This is a genomic window from Dyella sp. 01L423 (genome assembly GCF_056399945.1).
Genome location: NZ_JBFTSI010000005.1, coordinates 1 through 12,154, shown reverse-complemented (window position 1 = coordinate 12,154; position 12,154 = coordinate 1). Strand labels below are relative to the sequence as shown.

Below are 12,154 nucleotides of genomic sequence, written 5' to 3'. Positions count from 1 at the left end.
GCGAGCGGACGTCGCTTTTAGCCAGGCATGGCGCTCATATGGAGCAGCCCCCACCCGTGGCCGTCCAGATCAACAAAACTGTGCGTATACATGAAGCCGAAATCCTCCGGCTTGTCGTAGGTCGAGCCGCCCGCCGCGATCGCCTTGGCGACGAGGCTATCCACCTCCTCACGGCTTTCGCAGCTGAGGGAGAGCAGCACCTCGATGGCCTTGCTCGTGTCGCAGATGGCTTTGGGCGTGAAATCCCCAAAGCGGGCGCGTGTCAGCAACATCACGGAGATCGTGTCGCTGACAACGATGCACGCGCCGGCGTCGTCGGTGAACTGCGGATGGCGTGCAAAGCCCAGCGCCTCGAAGAAGGCGACTGACTGGGGGAGATTGGCAACCGGGAGGTTGATGAACACTTGTCTGCTCACGGAATTCTCCTTCGTCCCATGGGTTGGGATGACGAGTAGGCAGACCGTTGAAGCGGGAACCGACCCTGAGCCCGTTTACCCTCCTACTCTTCCCTGTGCGTGAGGGTGATCATCAACGCGCCGTGTGTTGCGCTGCTGTTGAGCCCCATATAGCTGACGTGCTCGCCGTCCTTGAACTCCACGACTAGCTCTCCGTCGCGGACGACAGGTCGCAGAGCAATCTCGCGGATGGCCCCGTCCGACATCTTTACCGACGCTTTGTAGGTGTCGGTAAAGATGTCGCCGAATACAAAATTCTGCCTGACTTCATCGATGCTTACCGCAAAGCGCTTGGTTGTCGGCATATCGAAACTCCCGCAGAAAAACGCCTGCCGTGAAGTCGATCAAATCGGATCGTCGATCGACTTGGCGAGCTCAGTGAAAAGTTTGGGGCCGGTCTCGGTCATGTGCCAGCAGTCCTCCAGGCGGATGCCGAATTCGCCAGGGATGTAGAGCCCCGGCTCGTCGGAGAAGCACATGCCGGGTGCCAGCGGCGTGGCGTCGCCATGCACGAGATAGGGCGACTCGTGGCCGTCCAGGCCGATGCCGTGGCCGGTGCGGTGCGGAAGTCCGGGCAGCTTGTAGCCAGGGCCCCAGCCTTCCTTTTCGTAGTAGGCGCGCACGGCGTCGTCGATGGCGCCCACGGGCGTGCCCAATTTGGCGGTGGCCAGCGCGATCTCCTGGCCGCGCTTGACGGTGTCCCAGACCTTTCGCTGTTTCGCGGTCGGCTTGCCCATCACCCAGGTGCGCGAGATGTCCGATTGATAGCCATGCACGGCGCAACCCACGTCCATCAGGATGACCGACCCCTCGTGCAGGGTCTGCGGCTGGCGCGAGCCGTGCGGATAGGCGCTGGCTTCGTTGATCAACACCAGGGCGAATTCCGGTGCGCCGCCCAGGGCTTCGGTGGCGGCGTTCATCATGGTGGCGATCTCATCCGGACGCATGCCTGCGCGGACGTGGCCATGGACGTAGCGCAGCGCCGCCAGGGTGACGTCATTGGCGGTTTGCATCAACGCGAGTTCGGCCGGGGATTTGATCAGCCGTACGGCCCTCACCAGGGCGTCGCCGGAAACGACGCTGTACGCCCCGGCACTTGCGTCGCGCACCCCATCGACGATGAACAGCCGCGTGGTCGCTTCGAAAGCGATCGGGCCGGAGGTCACGCCGCGGTCGCGCAGCGCGCCGACCAATAGGGCGAACGGGCTTTCATGCTCATTCCACGGCCGCACATCGTCGCCGACCGCCAGGGTCTCGCGGATCGAGGGCTCTTCGAAGGCGGGGGTCACCACGACGATGCCGCCGCGGGCAGGGATCACGGCGGCCGTCGTACGCTCCGAACGATGCCACTGGATGCCGGTGAAGTAGTCCAGGCTCGAGCCCGATTCCAGGATCAAGGCGCCGATCTTCTGCTCGACCATCAGCTTTTGCAGCTTGGCGATGCGTGCCCGGCGCTCGTCGACTGAAATCGGCTTGGCGCCGGTGGTCATGGAGGTCAGACCGGCCAAGCCGCCCGGGACCGCCGGCGCAGCAGGCATTGCCTGCGCGGACCGACCGGCCAGCATGAAGGCGGTGGACGCGGCAGCAGTAGCAGCTACAGCTCCCGTGAGAAACTCGCGACGACGCATGAAGACTCCGGACTGAGACCAAGGATATTCCGCAGTATGAGGCCGGAGTTGGCGACGCGACTACCGGTGCCCGATAGCATTTGCGCCGGTACCATGACCTAGTCCAACATGCGAAGTTGCTCACCGCCTACGCATCTGCGTGATGTGGGAAGGCACAGGCGTCCGTCGCCAAAAAAGCGCGAAGTGCCAGATGCGCGGGGCTCGTCATATGCGATGACTTCGGTGCACGAAGTCGGGGCGATGTCTTTCCCTCGCAACGGGTCGAGTTCGGACGTCCATCTCAGTCGCCGATGCCCCGCTGGGCGACTTGGCCACGCTCGTCGCCGCCCCACGGCCCTCTTGCGCCTAGGTGTTTTTACCTAGCTCACATCGGTAGTACCACAGAGGCGGCATTCGCCTGCCTATGCTTGGATAGGAGCGTTCTGCACCCGTCGCGCAGTGCAGCAGGATCGTTCCGGATTGGAGGCATGGTCATGTCCAGGGCACTTCCACGTTTGTCGCTGACACTGGTGTTGCTGTTCGGCGCGGAGGGCTTGGCGCACGCCTGTCCATCGACCGATGCCCAAGCGGGATCGCCTCAAGTCCCGGCGCCCGGCCACGCCAGTGACCTCAAGGGCACCCCTGACGGCACGATGATGACCAAGGAGTACGTCCAGGCGATCGGTCGCATGGCGTACATCTGGGGTTGGCCGCTGGTCAACAACTACAACCGGTCGCTCGCGCTTGCCAAGCTTCCCGGGCCCGGCCGCAACGGCGGCATCCTCCCCGTCTCGCCACCCGGCGCCATCAGCATGCTGACCGACTATCTCAAGGCGGATCAGAAGTTCATCACCTGCCCGAATCAGGACACCGTCTACGGCTCGGGTTACCAGCACCTCGATACGCTGCCGGTCGTTGTCCAAGTGCCCGATTTCGGCGACCGCTTCTATGTCTATCAGATCGCCGATGCACGAACCGACTCTTTCTGTAAGCTCGGCAAACAATACGGCACCAAACCCGGTTTCTACTTGCTGGCAGGCCCCAACTGGAAAGGCCAGGTACCCAAGGGCATCACCGGCGTTTGCCGGTCAACCACCGATCTGGCGGTCGTGCTGCCGCGCGCGTTCATGGACGACACGCCGGAGGATAGAGCGGCCATCCAAAAGACGCTGAGCCAGATCATGGTCTATCCGCTGGACAAGTTCGACGGCAAGATGAAAGCCATCGACTGGCACAAGACGCCCGATTATCCCGCGCCGCCAAGCAGCGGAGCCGGCGAAATCCAGTGGGTGGTTCCGGAGAAGTTCTTTGACGAGTTGCCCGTCGTCATGAAGCAGATTCCGCCGCAACCGGGTGAAGAGTCGCTGTACGCCTCGATTCAATCGGTGCTGGATGCCGCCGCCAAGGATCCGCAGCTCAAGCAGGCGCTGGTGCAGGCGGCCGTGGCTTCGGAGAAGGAGATCATCGCGCCGCTGTTCGAGTTCCGCAACAACGGTCGTCCGGTGGGCAACGGCTGGACGTCGCCGCCCAATGGCGCCAACTGGGGCGTGGACTATCTGTCGCGCACCGCGACGGCAAAGTCGAACATGTATGACAACGCGCCGCAGGAAACGCGCTACATCTATACCGACTTCGACGCCAAGGGCATCAGGCTCAATGGCGCGGGCAACAACGCTTATACGATCACGTTCGCCAAGGGCCAGACGCCTCCGGTCAAAGGGTTCTGGTCATTGACCATGTACAACAAGCACCACTTGTTCGAACCCAATGCGCTCAACCGCTACTCCTTGGGCACCAAGAGCCGGGACCTCAAGACCAATGCCGATGGATCGATCACCTTCTATGTCCAGCACGCCTCGCCCGGCAAGGACAAAGAGAGCAATTGGCTGCCCGCCCCGGCGGATGACTTCTCGCTCTATATCCGCGCCTATTGGCCCGACGCCGCCATCACCGATGGCACGTGGAAGCCGCCCTCGGTGGTGAAAGCGCCGTAGCTGCCAGCGTTACAGCTCCTTCAAGGCCGGCGGAAAGTAGCTGCGGTCGGCAACAGCGCCCTTGGGTCGATAGAAGCGGAAGGTCAGGCTGTAGCCCGTTCCTTTCGGCGTCGGAATCCAGTTGCCATCGGGTGCACCGTTCGGCTTGGTGGCGCCGAAGTACAAGGTCAGCGAGCCATCCTTGCCGTAGCTCAGCTTGGAAAAATTGTTCAGAAGATAGCGATGCAGCGGATTGGGCAGAACACGGCGATGAGCCGAATCGACGGCAATGATTGACCAGAAATAGGTCGCGTAGAGCGACGGCATCTGTTCCTTCTCAAAGCGCAGCGCGTAGGAATGATCGCCATTGAGCGGCTTGCCCGCAGGATCAATAAACGCCTTGTAGTAAATCACCTCTTCATAGCTGTTGGCCCAGATGCCGCCGAGGTTCACCAAGGTGCGAAGCAGCCAGTTGCTGCCATACACGCCGATGGTTGTGGGCAAGGCCCAGCCGTCTTTCACTGTGCCATCGCCGAGTGTTGGCGAGGCCTTGTAGATCGCAGGGATCGCTTGTTGGCGGATCACCTGATCGACATGCTGGCGCACGCTCGCATCCTTGATCGCCTTGGCAACGGCACGTGTACTCGTCTGTAGCCGCTCCATGCCCGGATTGATATCGGCGGCGCTATCCAGTGCCACGGTGGCCGAGTCGAAGGCTTCAACACCTGGCAACTTTTCGATGTCGAACCTGACCGTCTTGGGCACCTCGGGCGCGGCCGGCTGACCGCTGGCCCGGATGTTGAACTTCTTCTGCAGCGCCACGGCCTCATCCGGAGTTGCACCCAGTTCGACGCGCGAGAGCACGCGCAGCACTTTGGCAGATACATCCACGCGCTGCGTCGTTGCCGGCAACTGGACCACGGCGCCCTTCAGGCAGACCGCAAACTCGCCATCGGGGCGCTGCGGATAAACGCGCTCGTTGATATTCGCCAAGGTCTCGCCCCAGCCGTTGAGGAACTGGACGGTGTAGTACCGATTCTTCACCTTAGGCACCGTGATCAGAGCGCAACTCTTCTCGTCGATGGCCACCCAGGCTTCCGAATAGGCGACATCGAGATTGGGATTAGGCCAGTCCACCTCCCCTACCTTGCGGTGTACGAGTTGGTTCCACTGAAACCCATTGCTGAAATCCGCCTGCTCCTGGTTGAGCACCAGCAGTCGACCGAGCAGATAGATATAGCTATCGCTGATGTCCTGGTCGTTCGGCACGGGCGCTGGTGTCTGGCCTTGGGTCGTCGCAGCAACGATCGCCGCCAGGGCAATACTCAAGTACCGCGCATAAGCTTTCATGACCGTCCTCCCTAGGCACCGCAACAGCGTGCACTTTCCACACTGTTCTTTTCGTCAGCAAACGTACGGCTTCTTGCCAAGTATTTTTACTTATCGCTGAGGCCCCTCGTGAACGCCTTAAAGGAGCCACTACTCGCGGGCAGATGCCCATGCCTGTCCTTGCCACGGCATTATCTCTTCCCTAGATTTGCCGCTAGCGTGATCGCGGACACCCACAAGCGTCGGCAGGACAAGAAGTTTGCCCAACGGTTTGATGCGTTCGAGGCACACACGGCATCATCCACCACAGCCCCCTCTAGGCATGCGTGATCCCATGACTCGTCCGACCACCACGGCTGGATTGCTAGGCGATACGGCGTCACGCGATTACGCGGACAAGCTCAGACTGTTCAATGCCTTTGCCGCGCCGGAGATACGCCAGGCCATGGCGAGTCTGGCCTTGGGACCCGGCATGCGCGTGCTCGATGCCGGCTGCGGCACGGGCGAGGCACTGGGATGGTTGGCCGATGAGGTTGGCCCGAGCGGCACGGTGATCGGCATGGACCTGGCGACACCGCACGTCAGGGCAGCGCTCGACATGGCAGCCGAGAGTCATTCGCTGCTGCTGCAAGCAAACATTCTCGCACCACCGGTGATGCCGGCCAGTCTTGACCTGGCCTGGTCGGTCAACGTGATCAACCACCTCCACTCGCCCCTGGCGGGTCTGCAGGCGCTGATTGCCCTGATTCGCCCAGGCGGGCGCGTGGCGCTCGGGCAGAGCTCACTCTTGCCTGATATGTACTTCGCCTGGGATTCCCGATTGGAGCGCCTGGTCAACGAGGCGGTGCGGCAGTACTACCGTGACCGATACCAGTTGGACGAACGCGACCTCACGTCCATTCGCGCGCTCGCAGGCCTGCTGCGCAAGGCCGGGTTGCAGGACGTCCGTGTACGCACCTTCATGATCGAACGCCTCGCCCCCTTGCGCGCCGAGGACGAAAACTACCTGCTGTCAGCCATTTTCCGGGGCACCTGGGGCTCCCGGCTGCAAGCGTATCTATCGAGCAGCGACCATGAAGAAGTGATGCGCCTGTGCGATCCCAGTCATCCCGACTACGCGCTGCGCCGCGCCGATTTCCACTTCTTGCAAAGCTTCACTTTGGCCGTTGGCGTAGTCTGATTGTCGTCCGGCACAAGAGCGACGCAGGCCGGCGCGTCGAGCTGAAAACGGAGGGATACAGCATGACTTACGCCACCGTTTGGCAGTTCCTGGTACCCGAGGACCAGCGCACGGCCTTTGAATCAGCCTATGGCCCCGATGGACCTTGGGCTCGACTATTTGCGCGAGCCCCGGGCTTTCTTGAAGTACGACTACTGCGCAGCCGCGAACAGGCCGGCCGTTACTACACGATTGACCGCTGGCAAAGCGCCACGGCGTTTGAGAACTTCAAGCGCAACTTTGCCAAGGAGTACCAAGACCTGGACCGACAGCTGGAAGGCCTGGCCTCATCCGAAATACCCGTCGGGTCATTTGATGAATGACCACGCCGCGAGAATGAAGGCGATTAAATCGCCCTGACGCGTACCTACGCGTTCAATAGACCCAGGGGATAAGCCGTTTGGTGCGCGCAGCATACCGACGAAATGCGTCGCCGAACGCTTCGGCAAGCGCGGCTTCCTCTTCGTTGATGCGATAGAGATAGAGGCACGTGGTCAGGCTCGTCATCACGATCACGCCGAGCCAGTTGCCCAAGGTCAGGGCAAAGCCCAGAAATCCAATCATGGCGCCCAGATAACTTGGGTGGCGCACATAGGCGTACAAGCCTTCTTCCTTCAGTTGATGATCGCCGCGGATCGCCACGTTCGGGGTATGGAAGCGGCCCAATTGGGCGATGGCGAGTGAACGCACCGCGATGCCGATCAGCAAGACGAGCAGCCCCGCCCATTGCAGTGCAACTGAATGCAAGGCTCCAACGGTCCCGTAGGACAACCCGATGCATATGGCGAAAACCACCGGGCCACCAATCATCAGCAACTTCAACGAACGATGATCACGATTTTCCGCCGTGCCCGTCTTAAGTCGAAAGACCACGATGGCATCGATCATCAGCCACGCGAAGAAAACGACGATACCCAGGCTGCGCACCATGTTCATGCCGTTTCCGCCTCCTGTGCCTTGAGAAGAAGCTTCGATCGCCAACGCGTTCCACCGCGCCGGCCCACCTCGCCGCCAGCATCCTCCGTCCGCCTTGACCCAACAAGTGAAGGCGACCCTTTTGCTTCAAGTCCTGCGAAATCGGCTTGGTCCTTTCCCTTCTGCGGAGCCGATCGGCTCGGTTGGTCCCATGGCCTTGACGCCCGCCTTGCAGTTACGCCACTTTCTCGGCACTGGACCGAGTCATGCGACTGCCACCATGCGACGCGACATCGCCATCATCGTCTTTCCTGGGTTTCAGCTGCTGGATGCGGCCGGCCCGGTCGCCGTCTTCGAGATGGCCGATCGGTTTCGGCCGGACAGCTATGCGATCACCGTGCTGGCCCCGGGAGGCGGCGTCGTGCGCAGTTCGTCGGGCGTGAGTCTGGCGGCTTCGCCGATCGAATCGAAGCGCTTCGACACCGTGATCGTTTCGGGCGGCAATCTCGCCCAGATCGAAGAGAGCCAGGGCGACATCGTGAACTGGCTCGGCAACGATGCGTGGCGGCGGGCGGCGGGTGTCTGCTCTGGCGCGTTCTTCCTCGCGCAGGCCGGGCTGCTTGATGGCCGGCGCGCAACCACGCATTGGGCGGTCGCCGAGCGCTTCCGATTGCTCTATCCGCAGGTGCGGCTCGATGCCGACCGGATGTTCGTCAGAGACGGCAACCTGTGGACGTCTGCCGGTATTTCCGCCGGGATCGATCTTGCGCTGGCCCTGGTCGAAGACGACCTCGGCCCCGGCATTGCGCGACGCACGGCGCAGCAGCTGGTGGTGCACCAGCGACGGCATGGCGGGCAATCGCAGTACTCCGTGCTGGTGGACCAGGGTGGCAAGACCGGGCGCTTCGGCGATCTCATCAGCTGGATGCGTACACGCATTGCCGAGCCGATGACGGTCGAGCGCTTGGCTGAGCGCGCCGCGATGAGCCCTCGAAACTTTGCCCGCTCTTTCACCGCCGAGATCGGTGCGACGCCGGCGAAAGTCGTGGAAGGCCTGCGCCTGGAGGCCGCCCGCATCGCAGTCGAGACCAGCCATCTCACCCTCGACCATATTGCGGCATCCACCGGCTTCGGCGACTCGAGCCGCATGCGCCGCGCGTTTGTCCGCGCGTTTGGCACGTCGCCCCAGTCGCTGCGTAGAAGCACTAGCGTGTAATGGAAAGGTGCGCCGCGGGGTTTGCGACGCAAGGCGTCATGCATACGCCAAGCCCGCCCCGCGTTGGCCGTTTTTGCGCGGAAATTGTCCTTGTGGCTGCCAGTCGAAACACTGATAAAAGAGCGCCGTGAGACGCCCTGGCCGTGTCGCGTATCCACCGACCGGCCGATCGCTCCAGTTCGATCACCGCGGCCGGACGCGTCATGACTAGCGCGGCTGGTCCGGGAAAACCATCAACGTCGTTCATGTGAGGATACGCATGCGCCTGCCCCCCTTCGTTTCGGCATGTCTTTTGTGCCTGTGCGCCGCCCAGGCCTCCCCGGCTGCACCTGCACCGGCGCCTCCCGCCACACGACTGGATCACATCCTGCTGTGGGGACGCGGGATCGACCAGGTCACGTCGGTCATGGCAGTCAAGCTGGGCTTTCAAGTCCGGCCCGGACGCGATCCCGATGGCGTGGCCAACCGCTATATCCGCTTATCGGACAGCAGCTTCATCGAATTGCTCGGCATCACGCGCCCCAATCCCACCTTTGATCCGGGCATGAAAGAGGACCAGCAGGCCTTGAAGGGCGGCGCGGGTTCGCGCACCTTTGGTTTTCGCTCGTCGTCGCTCGATACGATCCATCAGTCGCTGCAGGCGCTGCACTACGCCGTCACGCCCTTCTTCTCCGGACCCGACAGCGCCAAGCCGGGATGGCGCCTGTTCGCATTCGACCGCGCGCCCTTGTCGAGCAACACCTTCTTCATCGACTACGCAGCCGACTACGCACCCGACCAGTTCGACCCCGCCAATACCGACGACTACCGCGTGACGCGCGAACACCCTAACGGAGCGCGCGAGCTCTCCTCGATATGGCTGGTATCGGCTGATGCAGATGCCGATCGTCGGCAGCTCGAGAAGATGGGCTACGGCCACGCGGTGCCAGTGAAGCTGACCGCGGTCGGCGCTAAAGGATTTTGTGTATCGATCGGCCCGACCGCGCTGCTGGCACTTCAACCCGACGGCGAGGGTCTCGCTCAGCAAACCATGGCAAGCGGCGGCCCACGCATCCTGGGCGTAAGCTTCGGCGTATCCGACCTTCATCGCGCACAGCGCTGGGCCGAGCGCGGCTACGAGCACAAACTGCCAACCTACCGAGGCCTCTCCGGCGAATCCATTCTCGCTCCCACACAGGACGACCTAGGCCTCTCCATCGAATTCCACGCAATGCAGGCGAGCGGCTCGCCTTGTCCGGTGGCAAAGATGTAGGTCACCGACGGGAATGATGAGAGGTTGCCTGATGCGGCCATTCGGGCCGCAAGCAGACATCATCGGCGACGCGGGTGTCTCATCGCATGGGCTCGGCCACCTCACCAGAAAACTTCGTGCCCAGGTCGAAGCAATGCCTGCCTGCAGGATGGTCCCAGCGGATCGCATAGGTTCCGAACGTGCGCCCTTCAGACTCGGATGCAGCATCGAAGTTGGCGCACAACTGGTAGGTTTCCTTGCCAGTCGTTGCGTACTCGAAGGCCGCGCCGCTGACCGGGTCGCTGGTCATGGGGCGGGCTAGTTTGAGAGAAGAGAGATCCGTTGGCAGCGATTTGTGCTGGGACCAGTACGCGCTGATCTGCATGGAAACAAGACTGAGCCCGGACACCCTGCGCGCGTCAAGTTGCAGCGCACGTTGATGCACCGGTGAGCCGAGTACGCCCAGGCCCGCGACAACGGCTGCGCCCATGCTTAGGCAAGCGGCTATCGCAATCACCCGCACTCCAAGACGCGGCATCATGCGACGCGCTCGTCAGCACGCAGATCCCACAGGTAGTAGCCGAAGACCGTGCACGCAATCACGGCGGCCACAACGACCTTGAGCATGAATCGAACCGTTATTTCCCCGCCTAGCACGCCGTCCACCAGGGTGATCAGGTCGCAGATAAGTACGACGGCGGCAGCAAAGAGCGTCAGACAGGTCAACCAACGGCGAACCGCCGATTGCCGCTTCACGGGTTGCCGGCTCACCTCGCTGCGAATCCGTGCAGTGAGCCAGAGGAAAACCGGGAATGCGATGATGATCGAGGCCACCGACCAGCGGATGCTTCGTGCCACACCGTTGTTGTAAGGCGAGGCCACATCCGGGAAGCTGCGGTTGACCAGTTCGAACAGCAGACTTCCAAAGTGATAGACGCTCAGATAGAGCGTGGTGAACAACACGAGATAGACAAACGCATCCCGTGCCGACAAATAGGGGCGCGGCCGGGGTACGGGAACGGCAAATGCTATGTCTGCGAAATTCGAGAGCGCGCCACGCACCTGTTCTGGCGTCCAGCCGGCATCCATGAGTGCCTTGTCGATACTCTGCCGCGAACATCCACGCATGAGTGAACTCCGCACGAACCGCTCCAGGTCTTGCGTGCTGCTAGCCATACCTTCCCCTGTTGGTGATCAAGCACGATGAAGCCACTGATGCCCGCCTTTCGCGACCTACTACTCAACGCGCTGGAGATGTCTGCTTTGGGTCGGAAGCGGACCTCAGTGGACTTTACCAACTACCTTCTCGACTTCTAGATCGGTACTGCGGTCAGGGAACGCCTGTGGCGGGTAGTACGAAACCCAATACTGTTCGACACCATGACATGTCTTCACGAACCACTGCTCCTGTCGTAACCCGTTGTTGCCAGACAGTACCTGTCCGACTTTCCCCAGGTTAACTGGGCAGTTTGGCCCGAGATCCGCCCGAATCTTCGCGATTCCCCTGTCAGTAAACTGGTCGGCGCCGAGCGCCATGCCAGGAACGACCATGGCTACGAACAAGCAGGTTGCGATCAGATCTGTGCGCATTTTGTCTGCCTCGCGATCGTTGACGGGCATGTCCGCAACGGGTCGAAAGCGGACAGTTTCATTCGCCAAAGATACCTATTCCCGCCGCGCCAAGCTTGCGATCCAGATGTTGTCGCTCAGAGGCGTTGATTCTCCCAAGCGAGAAACTTGCCTTATCAACATAACGACGAAGATGCTGAGCAAGAGAAAGCCGCTCCAGCCTAGGAAACAGGGCCTCAGCTTGCTGCACCATCTCTGGGGATGGCTTCGACAACCAGATGCCTTTCAGCTCAGGCATGGAAAGCAGATCTTGAGAAGCAGAATGACCTATGCCTGGATCGTTAACATGGACGGCGCTTCGGCTTCCACACTGGCGGCACTCCAAAGTCTCTAGAGAGCCGAGCTTCTTTACGGCGAGCCAACTTTGTGCGCCGCACTTGTCACACTTCATGCCGCCCCCCCCTTTCTCATCAAAAATTGTCCGCTTCGGGTCGGAAGCGGACATTCATTTCGTCGCCATCCTAGCCATCTCGCAGATGTCAGAGTGCGAGTACTTGGACGGATTTTCCGACAACTCGACCAAAACTTCGGGGAGCCAACCTGCACCGGCCCGGTCCATTTGCTTCACCAGCTCGCCGCC

General features: G+C 61.5%; 14 protein-coding genes. 5 read left to right on the top strand and 9 right to left on the bottom strand.

Annotation, left to right across the window (positions count from 1 at the left end):
- Positions 1-17 precede the first annotated feature (17 nt).
- The 3 genes from AC1DMY_RS14190 to AC1DMY_RS14180 form a co-directional block, all read right to left on the bottom strand.
- Positions 18-416: a VOC family protein gene (locus AC1DMY_RS14190; protein WP_477165582.1), complete on the bottom strand. Its 399-nt coding sequence runs from the start codon at positions 414-416 to the stop codon at positions 18-20.
- A gap of 83 nt (positions 417-499) precedes the next feature.
- Positions 500-760: a hypothetical protein gene (locus AC1DMY_RS14185; RefSeq protein ID WP_477165581.1), complete on the bottom strand. Its 261-nt coding sequence runs from the start codon at positions 758-760 to the stop codon at positions 500-502.
- Positions 761-799: 39 nt separating this feature from the next.
- Positions 800-2,083 (bottom strand): M24 family metallopeptidase, encoded by a 1,284-nt coding sequence (locus AC1DMY_RS14180; protein WP_477165580.1) that lies wholly within the window; start codon positions 2,081-2,083, stop codon positions 800-802.
- 473 nt (positions 2,084-2,556) lie between these two features.
- Between AC1DMY_RS14180 and AC1DMY_RS14175 the strand changes: the two genes are divergently transcribed.
- Positions 2,557-4,056: a DUF1254 domain-containing protein gene (locus AC1DMY_RS14175; protein ID WP_477165579.1), complete on the top strand. Its 1,500-nt coding sequence runs from the start codon at positions 2,557-2,559 to the stop codon at positions 4,054-4,056.
- A 9-nt stretch (positions 4,057-4,065) separates the two neighbouring features.
- Here AC1DMY_RS14175 and AC1DMY_RS14170 read toward each other — a convergent pair whose 3' ends face one another.
- Positions 4,066-5,385 carry a DUF1214 domain-containing protein gene (locus tag AC1DMY_RS14170; protein ID WP_477165578.1) on the bottom strand — a complete coding sequence of 440 codons (1,320 nt, stop codon included), beginning with the start codon at positions 5,383-5,385 and terminating at the stop codon, positions 4,066-4,068.
- 313 nt (positions 5,386-5,698) lie between these two features.
- Between AC1DMY_RS14170 and AC1DMY_RS14165 the strand changes: the two genes are divergently transcribed.
- Both AC1DMY_RS14165 and AC1DMY_RS14160 read left to right on the top strand, forming a co-directional pair.
- Positions 5,699-6,544: a methyltransferase domain-containing protein gene (locus tag AC1DMY_RS14165; RefSeq protein WP_477165577.1), complete on the top strand. Its 846-nt coding sequence runs from the start codon at positions 5,699-5,701 to the stop codon at positions 6,542-6,544.
- Positions 6,545-6,606: 62 nt separating this feature from the next.
- Positions 6,607-6,906 carry an antibiotic biosynthesis monooxygenase family protein gene (locus AC1DMY_RS14160; RefSeq protein ID WP_477165576.1) on the top strand — a complete coding sequence of 100 codons (300 nt, stop codon included), beginning with the start codon at positions 6,607-6,609 and terminating at the stop codon, positions 6,904-6,906.
- Between the two features lie 52 nt (positions 6,907-6,958).
- Here AC1DMY_RS14160 and AC1DMY_RS14155 read toward each other — a convergent pair whose 3' ends face one another.
- Positions 6,959-7,519, bottom strand: coding sequence for a methyltransferase family protein (locus AC1DMY_RS14155; protein ID WP_477165575.1), 561 nt, complete (start codon positions 7,517-7,519; stop codon positions 6,959-6,961).
- Positions 7,520-7,778: 259 nt separating this feature from the next.
- Here AC1DMY_RS14155 and AC1DMY_RS14150 point away from each other — a divergent pair, with 259 nt between their 5' ends.
- Together AC1DMY_RS14150 and AC1DMY_RS14145 are read left to right on the top strand one after the other, a co-directional pair.
- Positions 7,779-8,714, top strand: coding sequence for a GlxA family transcriptional regulator (locus AC1DMY_RS14150; protein ID WP_477165574.1), 936 nt, complete (start codon positions 7,779-7,781; stop codon positions 8,712-8,714).
- Between the two features lie 259 nt (positions 8,715-8,973).
- Positions 8,974-9,966, top strand: a complete 993-nt coding sequence (locus tag AC1DMY_RS14145) for a VOC family protein (RefSeq protein ID WP_477165573.1) — start codon at positions 8,974-8,976, stop codon at positions 9,964-9,966.
- Positions 9,967-10,045: 79 nt separating this feature from the next.
- Here the strand turns inward: AC1DMY_RS14145 and AC1DMY_RS14140 are convergent, their stop codons facing one another.
- The 4 genes from AC1DMY_RS14140 to AC1DMY_RS14125 all read right to left on the bottom strand — a co-directional run bounded on the left by AC1DMY_RS14140 (position 10,046) and on the right by AC1DMY_RS14125 (position 12,019).
- Positions 10,046-10,486 (bottom strand): hypothetical protein, encoded by a 441-nt coding sequence (locus AC1DMY_RS14140; RefSeq protein ID WP_477165572.1) that lies wholly within the window; start codon positions 10,484-10,486, stop codon positions 10,046-10,048.
- Positions 10,483-11,121 (bottom strand): DUF5671 domain-containing protein, encoded by a 639-nt coding sequence (locus AC1DMY_RS14135; RefSeq protein WP_477165571.1) that lies wholly within the window; start codon positions 11,119-11,121, stop codon positions 10,483-10,485. The genes AC1DMY_RS14140 and AC1DMY_RS14135 overlap by 4 nt, the downstream gene beginning before the upstream one ends.
- Positions 11,122-11,226: 105 nt before the next feature.
- Positions 11,227-11,565 (bottom strand): hypothetical protein, encoded by a 339-nt coding sequence (locus tag AC1DMY_RS14130; protein WP_477165570.1) that lies wholly within the window; start codon positions 11,563-11,565, stop codon positions 11,227-11,229.
- 28 nt (positions 11,566-11,593) lie between these two features.
- A complete protein-coding gene (locus AC1DMY_RS14125) occupies positions 11,594-12,019 on the bottom strand; it encodes a hypothetical protein (RefSeq protein WP_477165569.1) in 426 nt (141 codons plus the stop codon).
- Between the last annotated feature and the right edge of the window lie 135 nt (positions 12,020-12,154).